This window comes from Aestuariivirga sp., from assembly GCF_046093005.1.
GTDB lineage: Bacteria > Pseudomonadota > Alphaproteobacteria > Rhizobiales > Aestuariivirgaceae > Aestuariivirga.
In genome coordinates this window covers 1-19,128 of the sequence record NZ_JBJTER010000057.1, presented here as the reverse complement: position 1 = coordinate 19,128, position 19,128 = coordinate 1, and the positions used below count along the sequence as shown (strand labels likewise).

The following is a 19,128-nucleotide window of genomic DNA, read 5'->3' as shown; positions in this document are numbered from 1 at the left end:
CGCAGGATGTCGGGGTTCACGAGCGCGTCATAAACCACCACGTCGCAGGTCTGCAGCGCATGATAGCACATGAGCGACATCAGCCCCGGCGCGCCGGGCCCGGCGCCGGTGAGCCACACCCAGCCCGGCCTTGAAGCGGATCCCCTCGCCCCCCTCCCGGACGGTCGCCACCACCATGCAGCCATGGGTGACGTCCGGGTCATCGCCGGCGTCCTTGACGATGCCGGCCCTGGCCCAGCCCTGGCCCTTCTCTTCGAGCGCCAGGGGAAAGGCCGGGGTCTCGCCCCCCGGCAGGGTGATGGAGACGGGATCGGGGAATTCCCCGCTGCGCAATGCCGCATATGCCGCCGTCACCGCCGCCGTTGCGCATGCGCCCGTCGTCCAGCCGCGCCTTAACTCGCCTTCGGGCTTCTCACTTCGCATCGACCCACTGTATAAGGCCGCCATGGGACTTGGACCAACGAAAAGGATCGGCGAGTGGCTCGGCACAGCCGAGCGGGCCACCGGTTTCGCGCGCCTCGACGCGGAAGCCTTTCCGGCCTTCGAGCCGGGCTGGGTGTGGCTCACCGGCGCCGGGCCCGGCGCGCCGGGGCTGATGTCGCTCATGTGCTATCATGCGCTGCAGACCTGCGACGTGGTGGTTTATGACGCGCTCGTGAACCCCGACATCCTGCGCTGGGTGAAGGTGGGGGCGGAGCTCGAATATGCCGGCAAGCGCGGCGGCAAGCCCTCGCCCACCCAGAAGGACATCACCCACCGGCTGATCGATCTGGCGCGGGCGGGCAAGCGCGTGCTCAGGCTCAAGGGCGGCGACCCGTTCATGTTCGGCCGTGGCGGCGAGGAATGCCAGCACCTGGCGCTGGCCGGCATTCCGTTCCGCATCGTGCCGGGCATCACATCCGGCATCGGCGGGCTGGCTTACGCCGGAGTGCCCGCCACCCACCGCGACACCAATCACTCGGTGATCTTCCTCACCGGCCATGACGCCACCGGCAACATGCCGGCCAGCGTCAACTGGGCGGCGGTGGCCAAGGCCTCGCCGGTGATCGTCATGTACATGGCGCTGAAGCATCTGGGCGAGATCGCCGCGGCGCTGATGGCCGGCGGGCGCGACGGCGGCGACTGCGTGGCGATCGTCTCCAACGCCTCGATGCCGCACCAGCAGACGGCGGAGACCACGCTGGCCGAGGCCGGGGCCTTCGTGGCCAGCGCGGATCCGCCGACGCCCGCTATCGTGGTGGTGGGCGGCGCCGCCGACTGGCGCAGCCTGCTCGACTGGTACAAGGGCGCCATCCGCGACAACCCGATCGGTTAGCTACACATCGACAATCGCAACCTTGACGATCGGCTTCTTGCCCCACAGGCCGTCGGCGGCGCGCCGGACGGCGGTCCTGATCGTCTCGGCGAGGGCCTCGCGGTCCTTGCGCCGGGGCTTCGGCATGGCGCCGAGGGCCTGTTCGGCGGCGGCAGCCAGTTCGCCTTCGAGTCCCATGGGCAGGCCGTCGCTCATCACCTCGATGTCCGCCGCAAGATCACCGCGCTGGTTCATCACCACGCTCACGAACACGATGCCGGAGAAGGACAGCCGGCGGCGCTGGCGGGCCGGACCATCCTCGCCCGGCACGATCAGCCGTCCATCGACGTGCAGCCGGCCGCAAGGCGCCTCGTCGATCTCGGCCAGCGGACCGGGGCAGAGACGCAGGATATGCCCATCGCGAGGGATCGCCACATCATCGATGCCGCGGGCCTGCGCGAACTTCCGGTGCGCGCGCAGGTGCCGCGGCTCGCCATGCATGGGAATGAGCGCCCTCGGCTTCACCCAGTCATAGAGCAGCGCCAGCTCACCCTGGCGGGGGTGGCCAGAGGAATGGACGAGGTCGTCATCGCCCGTGACCATGTCGATGTCGAGACGGGCCAGATTGTTGAGAACGCGGCCCACCTCCTTCTCGTTGCCGGGAATGGTCTTGGACGAGAAGATGACCAGATCGCCCGGTTCCAGCGAGACATGCGGGTGGATGTCCTCGGCGATGCGGGCGATGGCGGCGCGCGGCTCGCCCTGGCTTCCCGTGCACAGCAGCATCACCTTGCCGGGCGGCAGGTAGCCGAACTCTTCCTCGTCAAGCAGGCGGCCGGAGTCGAGCAGCATGCCGCAGGCGCGCGCCGCTTCGATGGTGTTGCGCATGGCGCGGCCGGCGATCACCACTTCGCGGCCGGTGGCGCGCGCCGCGCGGATCGCGGTCACGATGCGGTCGACATGCGAGGCGAAGGTGGTGATCGCCACCCGTCCCTCGGCTTGCCGCACGATGTCCGTGATCCGCCTGGCCACATCGGCCTCCGACGGCGAATGCCCTTCGCGCAGCACATTGGTGGAATCGCAGACCAGCACGTCGACGCCCTTGGCGCCGATGTCGCGCAGGCGCTTCTCATCCATGCCCTGGCCAAGCACCGGGGTGCGGTCGATCTTCCAGTCGCCGGAGTGCAGAACACGGCCCTGCCGGGTTTCGATCAGCAACGCCGTGGGCTCGGGGATCGAATGGGTAACGGCCACGAACTCGAGCGCAAATGGGCCAAGCGTGAAGCGGGCGCCGACCGCCATGGTCTTGACCGGCACCTGCTCGTCAAGCCCCGCCTCTTTCAGCTTCAGGGCCAGAATCTGCGCGGCGAAGGGCGTACAGTAGATGGGGCATTGCAGCTGCGGCCACAGCCAGGCGACGGCGCCCAGGTGATCCTCATGCGCATGGGTGAGTACGAGGCCAACGAGACGGGATTTCTCGGCGGCGATATAGCTCACATCGGGCAGCACCACGTCGATGCCGGGGTCCGTCTCCTCGCCGAACTTGACGCCGAGATCGACCATCAGCCAATGCCGGTCGTCTGCCGGCCCCGCGCCGTAGCAACAGCAGTTCATGCCGATCTCGCCGGTGCCGCCAAGCGGCAGGAACACGAGTTCATGGGGAAGATCGGCCCTGCGTCTGGCGTTCATGACTGTTTCCGTCTCATGGCATCAAGGCTTTCAAAGCTCACTTCACCAGCGTGAATTGCCGTTCGCGCACCGGTGGGCGTTTCGAGGATCAGCGCGCCATCCACCGCCAGGCCGCGGAACAGGCCGGTCAGGCGGGTGCTTCCGATACTGGCTGTCACAGCCTCGCCAAGCCCCAGCGCGCGCTGCTCCCAGGCCTGGCGGATGGTTGCGAAGCCGCGGCCCTCATCCCACGCGGCAAGGCGCTGGGCAAGCCTTGCGTCCAGTTCCGCAAGCACCGTGGCAACCGGCAGATCGCCACCCAGCATGGTCACCGGATAGGGCGTGGCGGCCGGCGCGTGCGCAACATTCACGCCGCAGCCAATCGCAATGCGGGTGGGGGACGCCCCCACCACCTCCGGCAACACGCCACAAAACTTGGCGCCGCCGATCAGCACATCATTGGGCCATTTGATGCGCGGCGAAAGATCTGGCCGCAGGGCGGCAGCGGTGTCATGGACAGCCAGCGCCGCCACAAAGCTCACCTGCGGCGCCGCCGCCGCGCCGCCGGCAATCGGGAAGAGATAGGTGGCATAGAGATTGCCGGGCTCACTCACCCAGCCGCGACCGAGGCGGCCCCCCCCCCCCGTCTGCTCATCCGCCCACAGCCAGAGTGGGCCCGTCTCACCCTGTTCGGCGAGCCGGCGAGCCTCCAGATTGGTGGAATCGATCGTGGCGAAATGGCGGACCGGATGCCCGCTGGCGAGGATCAATAGAGCGACTTGGCGGCCGCCGCCGCCACTTCGATGACCGGCGCGGCGATCCACGGGATCACGAACAGCAGCGCGAAGGCGCCCGCCGCATAAGCGACCAGCTTCACCTCGCCGTCCATCGGGTCCATCGCCGCCCTGGGCTCATCGAAGTACATGATCTTCACGATGCGCAGATAGTAATAGGCGCCAACCACCGAGGCCACGACGCCGATCACCGCCAGCGCGAACAGTCCTGATTGCACCGCGGCCCAGAACACAAAATATTTGGCGAAGAAACCGGCCAGCGGCGGTATGCCGGCGAGCGAGAACATCAGCATCGCGAACACGAAGGCGAGGCCCTTGGGGTTGCGCGCCAGGCCGGCGAGATCGGCGATATCCTCCACCATGCGGCCATCGCGGCGCATGGCCAATACGCAGGCAAAGGACCCCAGCGTCATGATCGTGTAGATGATCATGTAGAGCACAACGCCCTGCACACCCTGCTCGGTGCCGGCGGCAAGCCCCACCAGTGCATAGCCCATGTTGCCGATCGAGGAATAGGCGAGGAGCCGCTTGATATTAGTCTGGCCGATGGCCGCGAAAGCGCCAAGCGCCATGGACGCGATCGACAGGAATACTACGATCTGCCGCCAGTCCGCCAGGATGCCGCCGAATGGCTCCACCATCACGCGGGTGACGAGCGCCATGGCCGCCACCTTGGGGGCAGCCGCAAAGAACGCGGTAACCGGCGTGGGCGAGCCCTCGTAAACGTCCGGCGTCCACATATGGAAGGGAACGGCGGAAATCTTGAAGGCGAGGCCCGCCAGCACGAACACGAGGCCGAAGATCATGCCGATCCCCGCGCCCTCCGCCGCCAGATGCGCGGCGATCTGCGGAAAGGCCGTGGAGCCGGTAAAGCCATAGACCAGCGAAGCGCCATAGAGCAGCATGCCGGACGACAGCGCGCCCAGCACAAAATACTTGAGGCCCGCTTCCGAGGCGCGCGCCGAATCCCGCTTGATCGCGGCCAGCACGTAGAGCGACAGCGACTGCAACTCCAAGCCCATGTAGAGCGCGATCAGGTTGTTGGCGGAAATCATCAGCATCATGCCCAGCGTCGCCAGCAGCATCAGCACCGGATATTCGAAGCGCGCGGACCCATCCCGCTTCATGAAGTTGACGGAGAGCACCAGCGCCACGGCGGACCCGAACAGGGCCAGCACTTTCATGACGCGCGCGAAGGTATCGACCACGAAGGCGCCCTTGAAAGCCTCAGCACGCCCCTCGCCGCCCCAGATCACCAGCACCGCGACGAGACCGAGCGACAGAAGCGCTCCCAGCGTGACGGCCTCGGAAGCCTCCTTGTTGCGGAACACCCCCAGCATCAGCAGGGCAAGGGCGAGCACCGCCAGCACCACTTCCGGCAGCGCAGCCACGGCATCGGCCTGTTCGAGAAGCCACATATCGGTTCGGTCCTTACTGCAGCGCCGCCGCCGCCAGGGCTTGGGCCTGAGCGGCAGCCGCGTTTAACGGTTTGATGACGGCTTCGACGGAGGGGCCGAAAGCGTCGAGGATGGGCGCCGGATAGACGCCAAAGAAGACGGTGAGCAGGATCAGCGGCAGGAGTGTTGCCAGCTCGCGCAGGGTCATGTCGGGAAGATGCATCAGGGCTGGCTTTTCCAGCTTGCCGAACACCACGCGGCGGTAGAGCCACAGCGCATAGGCCGCCGAAAAGATCACGCCCAGCGTCGCCAGGAAGGCAACCCAGGTGTTGGCCTTGAATGTGCCCATCAGCGACAGGAATTCGCCCACGAAACCGGACGTTCCGGGAAGGCCGACATTGGCCATGGTGAACACCATGAAGGTGAAGGCGAACAGCGGCATGGTTTTGACCAGCCCGCCATAGGCCGCGATCTCGCGCGTGTGCATGCGGTCATAGACGACGCCCACGCACAGGAACAGCGCGCCGGACACCAGCCCGTGGCTGATCATCTGGAACATGGCGCCGTCGATGCCCTGGCGGTTCAGCGAGAAGATGCCCATGGTCACGAAGCCCATATGGGCGACGGAGGAATAGGCAATGAGCTTTTTCATGTCCTCCTGCATCAGCGCCACCAGCGAGGTGTAGACGATGGCGATGACCGACAGCGTGAACACGAAATCCTGAAAATACAGGCTGGCGTCCGGGAACATCGGCAGCGAGAAGCGCAGAAAGCCATAGCCGCCCATCTTGAGCAGGATCGCCGCCAGGATCACCGAGCCTGCCGTGGGCGCCTCCACATGCGCGTCAGGAAGCCAGGTGTGCACCGGCCACATCGGCATCTTCACCGCGAAGGAGGCGAAGAAGGCAAGCCACAGCCATTTCTGCGCTTCGGGGCTGAAGCCGGGATTGGCGAGCAGCGCCACGATGTCGGTCATGCCGCTCGTCCAATACATGTAGATGATGGCGAGCAGCATCAGCACCGAGCCCAACAGCGTATAGAGGAAGAACTTGAAGCTGGCGTAGACGCGGCGCGGGCCGCCCCAGATGCCGATGATCAGGAACATCGGGATGAGGCCAGCCTCGAAGAACAGGTAGAACAGCACGGTATCCAGCGCGCAGAACACGCCCACCATGAGCGTCTCCAGCACCAGGAAGGCGATCATGTATTCTTTCACCCGCTTCGTCACATGCCATGAGGCGAGGATGCAGATCGGCATCAGGAAGGTGGTGAGGATCACGAACGGCATCGAAATGCCGTCGACACCCAGCTTGTAGGAGGCCGCGCCGCCGAGCCAGGAATGCTGCTCGACGAACTGGAAGCCCTGGGCATTCGGGTCGAAGCCCGCCCAGATCAGCAGTGACAGCAGAAAGGTGACCAGGGTCGTCCACAAGGCGCCCCACCGGACGTTGCGCAGCGCCGTCTGATCCTCGCCGCGCACCGTCAGGATGAACAATACGCCCAGCAGCGGCAGGAAGGTGACGACGGAGAGAATGGGCCAGCCCGGCATCAGTGCGCCCCTCCGAACATGAACCAGGAGATCAGCGCCGCAACCCCGATCATCATCGCGAAGGCATAGTGGTAGAGATAGCCGGATTGCAGCCTGACCACGCCGCGCGTGACATCATTGACAGCGGAAGCCACGCCATCTGGCCCGAAGCCGTCGATCATGAACCCATCACCCTTCTTCCACAGGAAGCGGCCGAGCCACATGGCGGGCCTCACGAAGAGCCGGTCATAAATCTCGTCGAAGTACCACTTGTTGAGCAGGAACCGGTAAAGTGGCTCGTTCTGAGCCGCCAGCTTCACTGGCAGCGACGTGTCGCGGATATAGAACAACCAGGACAGCGCAAAGCCGAGCACCATGGCGATGAAGGGTGACCATCTGACAAGGCCCGGAATGGCCCCTTCCTCATGGATCGCGTGCAGCACGTCGCCAGTGACGATCGAGGAACCCCAGAATTCCTTGTATTCATGGCCGATGAAATAGTCCTTGAACACGAAGCCCGCGGCAATGGCGCCAATGGCCAGCAGATAGAGCGGCACCAGCATGATGTTGGGGCTCTCATGCACATGCGACATGGTCTTTTCATCAGCGCGCGGCGCGCCCGAGAAGGTCATGAAGGCCAACCGCCAGGAATAGAAGGAGGTGCCGAAGGCGGCCAGCAGCAACATCCAGAAGGCGAAGCCCCAGCCCGTGAACCAGGCGGATTCGATGATCGCATCCTTGGAATAATAGCCGGCCGTGAACGGAAAGCCGGTCAGCGCCAGATTGCCGATGATCATCATCACGAAAGTGATGCGGATCAGGGGTCCAAGCCCGCCCATCTTGCGCATGTCCTGTTCGCCCGACATGGCGTGAATGACCGCACCGGACCCCAGGAACAGCAGCGCCTTGAAGAACGCGTGGGTGAAGAGGTGGAAGACGCCTGCCCCATAAGCGCCCACGCCCAGCGCCACGAACATGTAGCCCAGCTGCGAACAGGTGGAATAGGCGATGACCCGCTTGATGTCGTTCTGCACGAGGCCGACGGTGGCCGCGAAAAACGCGGTGATGGCGCCGATGATCACCACCACGGTCTTGGCGTCGGGCGCCAGGTCGAACATCGGCGATAGCCTGGCCACCATGAACACGCCCGCCGTCACCATGGTGGCGGCGTGGATCAGCGCCGAGACCGGGGTGGGGCCTTCCATGGCGTCGGGAAGCCAGGTGTGCAGCAGGAACTGCGCCGACTTGCCCATCGCGCCCATGAACAGGAGAAGGCAGAGCAGCGTCAGCGTGTCGACCTCCCATGACAGGAACTGCATGGGCTTGCCGGCAAAGCCCGGCGCCGCGGCGAAGATCGTGTCGAAATCGACCGACTGGAACACCGCGAAACAGCCGAAAATGCCCAGCGCGAAGCCAAAGTCGCCCACCCGGTTGACGACGAAGGCCTTGATCGCCGCCGCGTTGGCGCTGTCCCGCGTGTACCAGAAGCCGATCAGCAGATAGGAGGCGAGGCCCACGCCCTCCCAGCCGAAGAACATCTGCACCAGATTATCCGCCGTCACCAGCATCAGCATGGCGAAGGTGAACAGCGAGAGATAGGCGAAGAAGCGCGGCTGGTGCTCGTCATGGCTCATGTAGCCAAGCGAGTAGATATGGACGAGCGCCGACACCGTGTTCACCACCACCAGCATCACGGCGGTGAGCGTATCGACCCGGATTGACCAGTTGGCGGAAAGCGCGCCGGAATTGATCCAGCGCAGCAGATCGACCTTCATCACCTCGGGCTCATGCAGGAAGCCGAGGAACACATACCATGAGAGGATGGCGCCCATGCAGAGCAGCGCGGTGGTGAGATACATCGGCCATGCCGGCCCATCATAGTGGCCGTGATGATCGCCATGGCCGTGATCGTGGCCCGCGTCACCGTGATGGGCATGGGCGTGATGTTCGCCATACACATCGGCGTCGCGGCCCAGGCCCTTGAAGAGGCGGGTGCCGAACAGCCCGGCGATCAGCGCGCCGATCAGCGGCAGAAACACGATGGCGGTGAGGACGCTGTGCATGATCCGCCTCAGCCTTTCATCATATTGATGTCTTCAACCGCGATGGAGCCGCGGTTGCGGAAATAGGTGACGAGAATGGCAAGCCCGATGGCCGCCTCGCCGGCCGCCACGGTCAGCACCAGCATGGCGAAGACCTGGCCCACCAGATCGCCGAGGAAGCTCGAGAAGGCGACGAGGTTGATGTTCACCGCAAGCAGGATGAGCTCCACCGACATCAGGATGACGATGACATTCTTGCGATTGAGAAAGATGCCGAAGATGCCGATGGTGAACAGGATGGCGGCAACCGTCAGGTAATGCGAAAGCCCGATCTCCATGGCCTAGATCCCCTGCCCCGGCTTGACCTTGACAACATCGATCGATGTCGCCGGGCCGCGCGCAACCTGATCGGAAATATTCTGGCGCTTGACGCCCTGCTTGTGGCGCAGGGTGAGCACGATGGCGCCGATCATGGCGACCAGCAGCACGAGGCCCGCCACCTGAAAATAGAACAGGAAGTCCGTGTAGAGGATGCGGCCCAGCGCTTCGGTGTTGGTGACGCCCTCCGGCATCGGCGCGCCGCGGGCCTTGACGCTCGCCGGGTCGATCACCCAGCTCCCGAGCACCAGCGCGAGTTCAACCAGCACGATGAGACCGATGGTGCCGCCCACCGGCAGATAGTTCAGCATGCCCTCGCGCAGTTCGACGAAATCGACATCCAGCATCATCACCACGAACAGGAACAGCACCGCCACCGCGCCGACATAGACGACGACCAGGATCATCGCGAGGAACTCCGCGCCCAGCAGCACGAACAGCCCGGCGGCGTTGAAGAAGCACAGGATCAGGAACAGCACCGAATGCACGGGGTTCCGGGCCGAGATCACCATCACCGCGGAGGCAACCGCGATCGCCGAGAACAAGTAGAAAAACAGAGCGGCGGCCATCATGTCTCCTTCAGCGATAGGGCGCGTCGATCGCGATATTCCTCGCGATTTCGCGCTCCCAGCGGTCGCCGTTGTCGAGCAGCTTCTGCTTGTCGAACAGAAGCTCTTCCCTGGTTTCGGTGGCGAATTCGAAATTGGGTCCCAGCACGATGGCATCCACCGGGCAGGCCTCCTGGCAGAAGCCGCAGTAGATGCACTTCACCATGTCAATGTCATAGCGGGTGGTGCGGCGGGTGCCATCGTTGCGGCGGGGCCCCGCCTCGATGGTGATGGCCAGCGCCGGGCACACCGCCTCGCACAGCTTGCAGGCGATGCAGCGCTCCTCGCCGTTGGGATAGCGGCGCAGGGCATGCTCGCCGCGGAAGCGCGGCGACACCGGGCCCTTCTCATGCGGATAGTTCAGGGTGGTCTTCGGCGCGAAGAAATAACGCATCGCCAGCGCCGTGGCGGAGACGAATTCCTTCAGGAACAGCGAGCGGGCGGCTTGTGCGACTCTCATGCGGGAACCCCGAGTTTCAGGCGCTCTCCGGCAACAATGCCGATGAGCGGCAGCAGGATGAGGCTCTGGACCTTGATCAGCGCCATGATGGTGGCGGGCCGGATGCCCTGGGTCTGGGTGAGCTTGGCGCGCTCATGGCGCCAGCGCAGCGCCGGATAGAGAAAGCGGTTGGCGAGCGCCATCTCGGCGATGCCGAGGGCGAGAAACAGAAGCGCGCCAACGAGACCGGAGAAGCTCATGGCGCCCACCCGAAGGTCACCAGCACGCCCGCCGTGAGCACCACCCAGAACAGCGAGATCGGCAGGAAAACCTTCCAGCCCAGCCGCATCAGCTGGTCATAGCGGTAGCGCGGCACGATCGCCTTCACCATCGCGAACATGAAGAACACGAAGATCAGCTTGAGCAGGAACCAGACGATGCCGGGAATCCAGTTGAGCGGCGGAATGTCGATGATCGGCAGCCAGCCGCCGAGGAACAGAATGGTCGTCATCGCGCACATCAGCACGATCGACACATATTCGCCGAGCATGAACAGCAGATAAGGCGTGGAGGAATACTCCACCATGAAGCCGGCGACCAGCTCCGATTCCGCCTCGACCAGGTCGAAGGGAGGGCGGTTGGTTTCGGCCAGCGCCGAGACGAAAAAGATCACGAACATCGGCAACAGCGGCAGGAGATACCAGTCGAGGAAGGAGCCCGGCAGGCCCAGCATGGTTCCGAGTCCGGTCGATTGCGAGCGCACGATTTCCGTGAGGTTCATCGAGCCCGCGCACAGCAGCACCGTGACGATCACGAAACCGATCGACACCTCATAGGACACCATCTGCGCCGCCGAGCGCAGCGAGGACAGGAACGGGTATTTCGAGTTCGACGCCCAGCCGCCCATGATGACGCCATAGACGCCGAGCGAGGACAGCGCGAACAGATAGAGGATGCCTACGTTGATGTCGGCGATCACCCACTTGCCCTCGGTCAGGCCGAAGAACGACCCCTCAGAAACCGGCACCACCGCCCAGGCGCCAAGCGCCAGCGTGGCGGTCACCAGCGGCGCGATAACGAACACGCCCTTGTTGGCGCCATCGGGAATCACAACTTCCTTCAGCGCGAATTTGATCAGGTCGGCGAAGGTCTGGAACAGGCCCCAGGGCCCGACGACATTGGGGCCGCGGCGCATCTGCACGGCGGCCCAGATCTTGCGGTCCGCCCACAGGAGATAGGCGACGACGAGCAGAATGCCCACCATGAAGCCGAAGCTGATGGCGGCGAAGAACAGAACCGTGAGGAGCGCCTCGGTCATCGCCTACTCCGCCGCCTCAAGCGCCTGCGCGTGCTTCAGGGCGGCGCATTCGGCCATGGTCCTGGAGGCGCGGGCGATCGGGTTGGTCATGTAGAAATCAGCAATGGCCGCGCGGAACGGCTCCGCCGACATGACTCCCGGCAGTGCCGCAAGTTCGGCAAGCTCGGCCACCGGGGCTGGCACGCGGTGATCGAGTTTCATCAGATGGGGCGCCGCCTTGTACATGGCGGCGCGCAGCTCGCCCGGATTGTTCCAGGGCAGCGTGGAGCCCAGCGCTTCGGAGAGCGCCCGGAAGATCGCCCAGTCCTCGCGCGCGTCACCAGGCGGAAACGAGGCGCGGACCGTCATCTGCGGGCGTCCTTCGGTGTTCACGTAAGTCGCTTCCTTCTCGACATAGGCGGCGCCGGCCAGGATCACATCGGCCCGATGCGCGCCGGCATCGCCATGGGTGCCCACATAGACCACGAAGGCGGGCCCCAGCGCACTCGTATCGATCTCGTCCGCGCCAATCAGGAACAGCACATCGAGATCTCCGGCTTTAGCGGCCGCCAGCATCTCGCGCGTGGACTTTCCGCCATTGGCCGCGGGCAGCGCGCAGACGTCGAGCGCGCCGACCCGGCCCGCCGCGGTGTGAAGCACGTTGAAGCCGTTCCAGCCGTCCTTGACGGCGCCCAACTTGAAGGCGGCAGTGCAGGCCGCCGCCAGCACCTGGGCGCCATCGGGACGGGCGAGCGCGCCCTGCCCGACGATGACCATCGGCTTGGCCCCCGCCGGCTGCGCATCAGACAGGAATTTCGTCAGCGTCTCCGGCCCGGCGCCCAGATAGGCATAGGGATAGGTGAGGTCTGGGCGCGCGCCGATCACGCTGATCGGGCAGCCGCCCTTCAGGTAGCGCTTGCGGATACGGGCGTTGAGAACCGGTGCCTCGAGCCTTGGATTGGACCCGATGAGAAGGATCGAATCCGCCTCTTCGATGCCAGCGATGCCCGCGTTGAACAGGTAGCCGGCGCGACCGCCCTTCTCGCCGAGCGGGGTTCCGTCCTGGCGGCAATCGATGTTGCCGATGCCCAGCTGCTCCGCGAGCTGGCGCACCGAGAAGGCTTCTTCCGCCGACACGAGGTCGCCGAGAATGATGCCCACCCGCTCCGGCTTCACCGATTTCATGCGCTGGGCGATGCGCTGGAAGGCCTCCGGCCAGCTGGCGGCGCGCAACTTTCCGGCGTCGCGCACATAGGGCCGGTCAAGCCTTTGCGCCTTGAGCCCGTCCCACACGAAGCGGGCCTTGTCGGAGATCCACTCCTCGTTCACGTCCTCATGGGTGCGCGGCAGAATGCGCATCACCTCGCGGCCACGCGCATCGACCCGGATGTTCGAGCCCACCGCGTCCATGACATCGATGGTCGGCGTCTTGCGCAATTCCCAGGGCCTCGCCTTGAATTCATAGGGCTTCGAGGTGAGCGCTCCCACCGGGCACAGGTCAATGATGTTGCCCTGCAGCTCAGAGGAGATCGCCTTGTTGAGATAGGTGGTGATCTCCATGTCCTCGCCGCGGCCGGTGGCGCCCAGCTCCTCGATGCCGCCCACCTCGGTGGTGAAGCGCACGCAGCGGGTGCACTGGATGCAGCGGGTCATCTCGGTCTTGACCAGTGGTCCCAGATATTTGTCCTCGACGGCGCGCTTGTTCTCGTGGAAGCGGTTCTTGTCGATGCCATAGGCCATGGCCTGGTCCTGCAGGTCGCATTCGCCGCCCTGGTCGCAGATCGGGCAATCCAGCGGATGGTTGATGAGCAGGAATTCCATCACCCCTTCGCGGGCCTTCTTCACCATCGGCGTCTTGGTGAATACTTCCGGCGGCTCGCCATTGGGGCCGGGGCGCAGGTCGTTGACGGACATGGCGCAGGAGGCCTGGGGCTTCGGCGGGCCGCCCTTCACCTCGACGAGGCACATGCGGCAGTTGCCGGCAATCGACAGGCGCTCATGGTAGCAGAAGCGCGGCAATTCCGCGCCGGCCTGCTCGCAGGCCTGCAGCAGGGTGAGGCCGTTCTCGACTTCGATCTCCGTGCCGTCAATCTTGATCTTGGGCATCCCGTTCAGTCCTCACGCACAGCGGAGCGCCCGCATGCGCTGTTCATCCATGACTTCTTTCCACCCGAACGCATGGTCCGAAGGCCCTTCGGCCTCAAACCGCATGAGCCGCGCATAGGCTTCATCGAGCGTTGGCAAGTGTCCCTCGGGCACCCACCACAAAACGAAATGCGGCTTCTCCATCAGGTCGAACCAGGCGTCGCGCTTCCGGTAGAAATGCACATGTACGGTCTTGAAGACATAGCTCTCGAGAGACGCCACGTCCTCCCAAACCGAGAGGTTCACCGCCATGTCGCCGCCGATGCGGAATTCGGTCGCGTTGCTGTTGTCGCCCTTGAGCCGCCACACAAAACCGGGGGAGCGCTCTGCGATGGCATTGACGCGGTCAAGATTTTCCATGAACTCCGCCATGCGAGGATCATGCGTGGGATATCTGAACTTGCCGATGTTAAGCTCAGCGAGGTGCATTGCGAGCCTCATATGCGTCAAGCAAATCCTGGACCGCCACGCCATTGATGGTCGCACCCGTCCACCGGCAGCCGGAGAAAACCATGCCGGAGAGATTGGCGCCCTCGATTTTCGTTCCCGACAGGTTGACGTCGCTGATCCGCCAACCAGACAGGTTACAATCATCAAATGACGCGCCGGCAAAGTTGATCTGGGTGAAACGCGACCCAGACAGATTGGCATCGTTGAATTCCGAACCGGAAAGGTTGGCGTCGTTCACGTCAAGCCGTTCGGTGACGCTGTGCAGCTTCATGGCAACCTCCTATTCCGCCGCGATCCGGCGCACCGCGCCGTCATGGTCGGGGTTGGCGGCATATTGGTCGATGCGTTCCTCGATGACATGGCGGAAATGCGCGATCAGGCCCTGGATCGGCCAGGCCGCCGCGTCGCCCAGCGCGCAGATGGTGTGGCCCTCGATCTGCTTGGTGACATCGAGCAGCATGTCGATCTCGCGCTTTTCGGCGCGGCCCTCGGCCATGCGGGTCAGCACCCGCCACATCCAGCCGGTGCCTTCGCGGCACGGCGTGCACTGTCCGCAGGATTCATGCTTGTAGAAATAGGCGAGCCTGGCGATGGCCCTGATCAGGTCGGTTGACTTGTCCATGACGATCACCGCCGCCGTGCCGAGGCCTGAGCGCAGCTTGGCCAGGGAATCGAAATCCATCGGCGTGTCGAGGATCTGCGCGGCGGGCACCATGCGCACCGAGGACCCGCCGGGGATCACCGCCAGCAGATTGTCCCAGCCGCCGCGCACGCCTCCGGCATGGCGCTCGATCAGCTCGCGGAACGGAATTCCAAGCTCTTCCTCCACGACGCAGGGGCGGTTCACATGGCCGGAGATGCAGAACAGCTTCGGGCCCGTGTTGTTCGGCCGCCCGATGGAATTGAACCAGGTGGCGCCGCGGCGCATGATGGTGCCGGAAACGGCGATCGACTCCACATTGTTGACAGTGGTCGGCGCGCCATAGAGCCCGACATTGGCCGGGAACGGCGGCTTCATGCGCGGCTCGCCCTTCTTGCCTTCGAGGCTTTCGAGCATCGCGGTTTCCTCGCCGCAGATATAGGCGCCCGCGCCATGGTGGACGACGATGTCGAAATCCCAGCCATGGATGTTGTTCTTGCCGATGAGGCGGGCCTCATAGGCCTGGTCGACGGCGGCCTGCAGATGCTCGCGCTCACGGATGAACTCGCCGCGCACATAGATGAACGCCGTGTGGCAGCCCATGGCCGCGCCCGCCAGAAGCGAGCCCTCGACCAGCAGATGCGGCTCGTGGCGGAGGATCTCGCGGTCCTTGCAGGTGCCGGGCTCGGATTCATCGGCATTGACGACGAGGTAATGCGGCCGCTCGCCGATCACCTTGGGCATGAACGACCATTTGAGCCCGGTCGGGAACCCCGCCCCGCCGCGGCCGCGCAGCCCCGAGGCTTTCACCTCGTTGATCATCCAGTCGCGGCCCTTTTCGATGAAGCCCTTGGTGCCGCTCCAGCAGCCGCGCTTTTTCGCGCCTTCGAGGCCCCAGTCATGGAAGCCGTAGATGTTGGTGAAGATGCGGTCCTTGTCAGCGAGCATGGTCGGTTCTCACGTCTTTGGCGGCGCTTCGGCGGGTGGCGGCGGTTCGACACGCGTGAACTCACGCTGCCCTTCGTAGAGCGAAGGGTCAGTCAGCGTCGTGAGCCCGCCCTCTGGCGAGGCGAGATGCCGGTTAATCTGCGGACCCGCCTTCACCTTGCGGCCCGCCGCCAGATCATCGATGAGCTTTTCGAGTGTTGCGGGGGTCAGGTCTTCGTAGGTGTCCTTGAAAATCTGAACCATCGGCGCGTTGACACAGGCGCCGAGGCATTCGACCTCTTCCCAGGAGAAATTGCCGTCGCCCGACAGGTGATGCTGGTCATGATGGATGCGGTGGCGGCACACGTCTTTGAGCGCTTCCGCGCCGCGCAGCATGCAGGGTGTGGTGCCGCAGACCTGCACATGCGCGATCCTGCCCACCGGCTGCAGCTGGAACATGGTGTAGAAGGTCGCCACCTCGAGCACGCGGATATAGGCCATGCCCAGCATGTTCGCCACGTATTCGATGACCGGCTTCGACACCCAGTTGTCATTCTGCTCCTGCGCCCGCCACAGGACCGGGATCACCGCCGAGGCCTGCTTGCCCGGCGGATATTTCGCGATTGTTCGCTTGGCCCAGGCAAGATTCTCCGGGTTGAAGGCGAAGGCCTCCGTGGGCTGTTCCGTATGAAGGCGGCGGACACTCACCGGTCCACCTCCCCGAACACGATGTCGAGTGAGCCGAGCACGGCGGACACATCGGCCAGCATGTGGCCGCGGCAGATATGGTCCATGGCCTGGAGATGCGCGAAGCCAGGCGCCCGCAGCTTAGCGCGGTAGGGCTTGTTGCCGCCATCCGAGACCAGATAGACGCCGAACTCGCCCTTGGGCGCCTCGACCGCCGCATAGATCTCGCCTGGCGGCGTGTGGAAGCCCTCGGTGTGAAGCTTGAAGTGATGGATGAGCGCTTCCATCGAGCGCTTCATTTCGGATCGCTTCGGCGGCACCACCTTGCCGTTCGGCGCCGACACCGGCCCCTCGCGCTCGGCCCCCAGCAGCCGCTCCACGCATTGCTTCATGATCTTCACTGACTCGCGCATTTCCTGCATGCGGATCAGGTAGCGGTCATAGCAATCGCCGTTCTTGCCGATCGGGATGTCGAAATCCATCTCGTCATAGCACTCATAGGGCTGCGACCGGCGCAAATCCCACGCAGCGCCCGAGCCCCGCACCATGACCCCCGAGAAGCCCCAGGCGAAACATTCCTCGAGCGACACAACGCCAATATCGACGTTGCGCTGCTTGAAGATGCGGTTGTCGGTCAGCAGGCCTTCGATGTCATCCAGAACCCTGTTGTGGCCCTCGCAGAAGCGGCCGATATCCTCGACGAGCTCCGGCGGAATGTCCTGGTGCACGCCGCCTGGCCGGAAATAGGCCGAATGCATGCGCGAGCCGGAGGCCCGCTCATAGAACACCATGAGCTTTTCGCGCTCCTCGAAGCCCCACAGCGGCGGGGTCAGCGCGCCAACGTCCATGGCCTGGGTGGTGACGTTGAGAAGATGCGACAGCAGCCGCCCGATTTCGCAGTAGAGCACGCGGATCAGCTGGCCGCGCTTGGGCACCTCGATGCCGACCAGCCGCTCGATGGCGAGGCACCAGGCATGTTCCTGGTTCATCGGCGCCACATAGTCCAGGCGGTCGAAATAGGGCACCGCCTGCAGATAGGTCTTGTATTCGATCAGCTTCTCGGTGCCGCGGTGCAAAAGCCCGATATGCGGGTCAACACGGGCGCAGACCTCGCCGTCAAGCTCCAGCACCAGGCGCAAAACGCCATGCGCGGCCGGGTGCTGCGGCCCGAAGTTGATCGAGAAGTTGCGGGTGGAAGCGGTGTCGGTCACTGTTTCGCCTTTTCATCGCCGGGGAGCGTGTAGTCCGGCCCCTCCCACGGGCTCACATAGTCAAACGAACGGAACTCCTGCACCAGCTTCACCGGTTCGTACACCACGCGTTTGGCCTCGTCGTCCCAGCGCACCTCGACATAGCCGGTGAGCGGGAAATCCTTGCGCAGCGGATGGCCGGAGAAGCCGTAGTCGGTCAGGATGCGGCGCAGGTCCGGGTGGTTTGAAAACAGAACGCCATAGAGATCGAAGGTCTCGCGCTCATACCAGTTGGCGGCGGGAAACACCGGGATGACGCTGGGCACCGGCGTCTCCTCATCCGTCTCGATCTTCACCCGGATGCGCCTGTTCCTGTAGGGCGAGAGCAGGTGATAGACGACGTCGAAGCGCTTCTCGCGTTCAGGGTAGTCAACCCCGCAGATATCGGTGAAGCAGACAAAGCGGCAGGAGGGGTCGTCACGCAGGAATGTCAGCACGCGGATGATCTCGGCGGCCTCCGCCGTTACCGTCAGCTCGCCATATGCCACCCGCGCGCCGGTCACGGCGCCTTGCAGCCGTGAGGCAATATGCTGGCCAAGTTCTTCGAGGGTCTCGGCCATGTCAGCGCTCGATGGTTCCGGTGCGGCGGATCTTCTTCTGCAACTGCAGAATGCCGTAGACCAGCGCCTCGGCGGTGGGCGGGCAGCCCGGCACATAGATGTCAACCGGCACGATGCGGTCGCAGCCGCGCACCACGGAATATGAATAGTGATAGTAGCCGCCGCCATTGGCGCAGGAGCCCATGGAAATCACATAGCGGGGCTCCGGCATCTGGTCATAGACCTTGCGCAGCGCCGGGGCCATCTTGTTGGTGAGCGTGCCGGCGACGATCATCACGTCGGATTGGCGCGGCGAAGCGCGCGGCGCGAAGCCGAAGCGCTCCAGGTCATAGCGCGGCATCGAGGCCTGCATCATCTCAACCGCGCAGCACGCGAGCCCGAAGGTCATCCACATCAGCGAACCGGTCCGCGCCCAGTTGATGAGATCGTCGGACGCGGTGACGAGAAAGCCCTTGTCGGCGAGTTCGGCGTTGATGCTGCCGAACAGCGCGCGCTGCTCGGGCGTTGCCTGTTCGATCAATCCCATTCGAGGGCTCCCTTTTTCCACTCGTAGATGAAGCCGATGGTCAGAACGCCGAGGAAGATCATCATCGACCAGAAGCCGAACACCCCATTGTCGCCCAGCGTGATCGCCCAGGGAAACAGGAACGCCACTTCAAGATCGAAAATGATGAACAGGATTGAGACAAGGTAAAAGCGCACGTCGAACTTCATGCGCGCGTCGTCGAAGGCGTTGAAGCCGCACTCATAGGCCGAAAGCTTCTCGGGGTCCGGGTTGCGGATGGCGATCAGGATTGGCGTCACCATCAGGATCAGGGCGAATCCCAGCGCGACACCGAGGAAAATCACGATCGGCAGATATTCTCTCAATATATCAGGCATATGCTTCCGCCCTTCCGCCCGCCGGAGCAGCAGGCCAGAACCCGCCGCTTGGTAGCGCACCACCCTTTGACCCGCAAGCTTTTCAGAATGGTTGTCAAAGATGGTTGACAGAGATCGCGCGGGGCTTGCGGCCGCACCCCGG

20 protein-coding genes and 1 pseudogene are annotated in these 19,128 nt (G+C 64.2%); 1 reads left to right on the top strand and 20 read right to left on the bottom strand.

Going from position 1 to position 19,128, the window contains the following annotated elements; genetic code table 11:
- Nucleotides 1-114: 114 nt before the first annotated feature.
- Nucleotides 115-423: pseudogene (locus ACKOED_RS04810) on the bottom strand (cobalt-precorrin-5B (C(1))-methyltransferase); the annotation flags it as partial.
- Between the two features lie 22 nt (nt 424-445).
- Between ACKOED_RS04810 and cobA the strand changes: the two are divergent.
- A complete protein-coding gene (cobA, locus tag ACKOED_RS04805; RefSeq protein WP_408915442.1) occupies nt 446-1,315 on the top strand; it encodes a uroporphyrinogen-III C-methyltransferase in 870 nt (289 codons plus the stop codon).
- Here the strand turns inward: cobA and ACKOED_RS04800 are convergent, their stop codons facing one another.
- Genes ACKOED_RS04800 through ACKOED_RS04710 form a run of 19 tightly spaced genes read right to left on the bottom strand, consistent with a single transcriptional unit; the run spans nt 1,316 to nt 18,986 of the window.
- The gene (locus tag ACKOED_RS04800; RefSeq protein WP_408915441.1) at nt 1,316-2,983 is read right to left on the bottom strand and encodes a ribonuclease J; all 1,668 of its coding nucleotides are present in this window, start codon (nt 2,981-2,983) and stop codon (nt 1,316-1,318) included.
- On the bottom strand, nt 2,980-3,732 hold the full coding sequence (locus ACKOED_RS04795; protein WP_408915440.1) for a biotin--[acetyl-CoA-carboxylase] ligase: 753 nt from the start codon (nt 3,730-3,732) through the stop codon (nt 2,980-2,982). The genes ACKOED_RS04800 and ACKOED_RS04795 overlap by 4 nt, the downstream gene beginning before the upstream one ends.
- Entirely contained in the window at nt 3,729-5,174 is a 1,446-nt protein-coding gene (gene nuoN, locus ACKOED_RS04790; RefSeq protein ID WP_408915439.1) for an NADH-quinone oxidoreductase subunit NuoN, read from the bottom strand. The genes ACKOED_RS04795 and nuoN overlap by 4 nt, the downstream gene beginning before the upstream one ends.
- A 13-nt stretch (nt 5,175-5,187) precedes the next feature.
- A complete protein-coding gene (locus tag ACKOED_RS04785; protein WP_408915438.1) occupies nt 5,188-6,702 on the bottom strand; it encodes an NADH-quinone oxidoreductase subunit M in 1,515 nt (504 codons plus the stop codon).
- Nucleotides 6,702-8,744 carry an NADH-quinone oxidoreductase subunit L gene (gene nuoL, locus ACKOED_RS04780; protein ID WP_408915437.1) on the bottom strand — a complete coding sequence of 681 codons (2,043 nt, stop codon included), beginning with the start codon at nt 8,742-8,744 and terminating at the stop codon, nt 6,702-6,704. Before nuoL ends, ACKOED_RS04785 begins: the two co-directional genes overlap by 1 nt.
- Before the next feature lie 8 nt (nt 8,745-8,752).
- Nucleotides 8,753-9,061, bottom strand: a complete 309-nt coding sequence (nuoK, locus tag ACKOED_RS04775; RefSeq protein ID WP_408915436.1) for an NADH-quinone oxidoreductase subunit NuoK — start codon at nt 9,059-9,061, stop codon at nt 8,753-8,755.
- A gap of 3 nt (nt 9,062-9,064) precedes the next feature.
- Nucleotides 9,065-9,673 carry an NADH-quinone oxidoreductase subunit J gene (locus tag ACKOED_RS04770; protein WP_408915435.1) on the bottom strand — a complete coding sequence of 203 codons (609 nt, stop codon included), beginning with the start codon at nt 9,671-9,673 and terminating at the stop codon, nt 9,065-9,067.
- Between the two features lie 7 nt (nt 9,674-9,680).
- Entirely contained in the window at nt 9,681-10,169 is a 489-nt protein-coding gene (gene nuoI / locus ACKOED_RS04765) for an NADH-quinone oxidoreductase subunit NuoI (RefSeq protein ID WP_408915434.1), read from the bottom strand.
- Complete coding sequence (locus tag ACKOED_RS04760; protein ID WP_408915433.1) at nt 10,166-10,408, bottom strand: hypothetical protein; 243 nt, start codon at nt 10,406-10,408, stop codon at nt 10,166-10,168. The genes nuoI and ACKOED_RS04760 overlap by 4 nt, the downstream gene beginning before the upstream one ends.
- Nucleotides 10,405-11,466: an NADH-quinone oxidoreductase subunit NuoH gene (gene nuoH / locus ACKOED_RS04755; RefSeq protein WP_408915432.1), complete on the bottom strand. Its 1,062-nt coding sequence runs from the start codon at nt 11,464-11,466 to the stop codon at nt 10,405-10,407. Before nuoH ends, ACKOED_RS04760 begins: the two co-directional genes overlap by 4 nt.
- 3 nt (nt 11,467-11,469) lie before the next feature.
- Nucleotides 11,470-13,551 carry an NADH-quinone oxidoreductase subunit NuoG gene (gene nuoG / locus ACKOED_RS04750; RefSeq protein WP_408915431.1) on the bottom strand — a complete coding sequence of 694 codons (2,082 nt, stop codon included), beginning with the start codon at nt 13,549-13,551 and terminating at the stop codon, nt 11,470-11,472.
- Nucleotides 13,552-13,563: 12 nt separating this feature from the next.
- The gene (locus ACKOED_RS04745; protein WP_408915430.1) at nt 13,564-13,962 is read right to left on the bottom strand and encodes a DUF3291 domain-containing protein; all 399 of its coding nucleotides are present in this window, start codon (nt 13,960-13,962) and stop codon (nt 13,564-13,566) included.
- Between the two features lie 43 nt (nt 13,963-14,005).
- Nucleotides 14,006-14,311 (bottom strand): pentapeptide repeat-containing protein, encoded by a 306-nt coding sequence (locus ACKOED_RS04740; RefSeq protein ID WP_408915429.1) that lies wholly within the window; start codon nt 14,309-14,311, stop codon nt 14,006-14,008.
- Nucleotides 14,312-14,320: 9 nt separating this feature from the next.
- Nucleotides 14,321-15,628: an NADH-quinone oxidoreductase subunit NuoF gene (nuoF, locus tag ACKOED_RS04735; RefSeq protein ID WP_408915428.1), complete on the bottom strand. Its 1,308-nt coding sequence runs from the start codon at nt 15,626-15,628 to the stop codon at nt 14,321-14,323.
- Between the two features lie 9 nt (nt 15,629-15,637).
- Nucleotides 15,638-16,315 carry an NADH-quinone oxidoreductase subunit NuoE gene (nuoE, locus tag ACKOED_RS04730; RefSeq protein WP_408915427.1) on the bottom strand — a complete coding sequence of 226 codons (678 nt, stop codon included), beginning with the start codon at nt 16,313-16,315 and terminating at the stop codon, nt 15,638-15,640.
- Entirely contained in the window at nt 16,312-17,505 is a 1,194-nt protein-coding gene (locus ACKOED_RS04725; RefSeq protein WP_408915426.1) for an NADH-quinone oxidoreductase subunit D, read from the bottom strand. The genes nuoE and ACKOED_RS04725 overlap by 4 nt, the downstream gene beginning before the upstream one ends.
- On the bottom strand, nt 17,502-18,104 hold the full coding sequence (locus ACKOED_RS04720) for an NADH-quinone oxidoreductase subunit C (RefSeq protein WP_408915425.1): 603 nt from the start codon (nt 18,102-18,104) through the stop codon (nt 17,502-17,504). Before ACKOED_RS04720 ends, ACKOED_RS04725 begins: the two co-directional genes overlap by 4 nt.
- Before the next feature lies 1 nt (nt 18,105).
- Entirely contained in the window at nt 18,106-18,630 is a 525-nt protein-coding gene (locus ACKOED_RS04715; RefSeq protein ID WP_408915424.1) for a NuoB/complex I 20 kDa subunit family protein, read from the bottom strand.
- Nucleotides 18,621-18,986, bottom strand: coding sequence for an NADH-quinone oxidoreductase subunit A (locus ACKOED_RS04710; protein ID WP_408915423.1), 366 nt, complete (start codon nt 18,984-18,986; stop codon nt 18,621-18,623). The genes ACKOED_RS04715 and ACKOED_RS04710 overlap by 10 nt, the downstream gene beginning before the upstream one ends.
- Nucleotides 18,987-19,128: the final 142 nt, after the last annotated feature.

Excerpts from the sequence above, each read along its gene's own strand:
- cobA (WP_408915442.1), top strand. The coding sequence starts at position 446 with ATGGGACTTGGACCAACGAAAAGGATCGGCGAGTGGCTCGGCACAGCC.
- ACKOED_RS04800 (WP_408915441.1), bottom strand. The coding sequence starts at position 2,983 with ATGAACGCCAGACGCAGGGCCGATCTTCCCCATGAACTCGTGTTCCTG.
- nuoN (WP_408915439.1), bottom strand. The coding sequence starts at position 5,174 with ATGTGGCTTCTCGAACAGGCCGATGCCGTGGCTGCGCTGCCGGAAGTG.
- ACKOED_RS04785 (WP_408915438.1), bottom strand. The coding sequence starts at position 6,702 with ATGCCGGGCTGGCCCATTCTCTCCGTCGTCACCTTCCTGCCGCTGCTG.
- nuoL (WP_408915437.1), bottom strand. The coding sequence starts at position 8,744 with ATGCACAGCGTCCTCACCGCCATCGTGTTTCTGCCGCTGATCGGCGCG.
- nuoK (WP_408915436.1), bottom strand. The coding sequence starts at position 9,061 with ATGGAGATCGGGCTTTCGCATTACCTGACGGTTGCCGCCATCCTGTTC.
- ACKOED_RS04770 (WP_408915435.1), bottom strand. The coding sequence starts at position 9,673 with ATGATGGCCGCCGCTCTGTTTTTCTACTTGTTCTCGGCGATCGCGGTT.
- nuoI (WP_408915434.1), bottom strand. The coding sequence starts at position 10,169 with ATGAGAGTCGCACAAGCCGCCCGCTCGCTGTTCCTGAAGGAATTCGTC.
- ACKOED_RS04760 (WP_408915433.1), bottom strand. The coding sequence starts at position 10,408 with ATGAGCTTCTCCGGTCTCGTTGGCGCGCTTCTGTTTCTCGCCCTCGGC.
- nuoH (WP_408915432.1), bottom strand. The coding sequence starts at position 11,466 with ATGACCGAGGCGCTCCTCACGGTTCTGTTCTTCGCCGCCATCAGCTTC.
- nuoG (WP_408915431.1), bottom strand. The coding sequence starts at position 13,551 with ATGCCCAAGATCAAGATTGACGGCACGGAGATCGAAGTCGAGAACGGC.
- ACKOED_RS04745 (WP_408915430.1), bottom strand. The coding sequence starts at position 13,962 with ATGGCGGAGTTCATGGAAAATCTTGACCGCGTCAATGCCATCGCAGAG.
- ACKOED_RS04740 (WP_408915429.1), bottom strand. The coding sequence starts at position 14,311 with ATGAAGCTGCACAGCGTCACCGAACGGCTTGACGTGAACGACGCCAAC.
- nuoF (WP_408915428.1), bottom strand. The coding sequence starts at position 15,628 with ATGCTCGCTGACAAGGACCGCATCTTCACCAACATCTACGGCTTCCAT.
- ACKOED_RS04720 (WP_408915425.1), bottom strand. The coding sequence starts at position 18,104 with ATGGCCGAGACCCTCGAAGAACTTGGCCAGCATATTGCCTCACGGCTG.
- ACKOED_RS04715 (WP_408915424.1), bottom strand. The coding sequence starts at position 18,630 with ATGGGATTGATCGAACAGGCAACGCCCGAGCAGCGCGCGCTGTTCGGC.
- ACKOED_RS04710 (WP_408915423.1), bottom strand. The coding sequence starts at position 18,986 with ATGCCTGATATATTGAGAGAATATCTGCCGATCGTGATTTTCCTCGGT.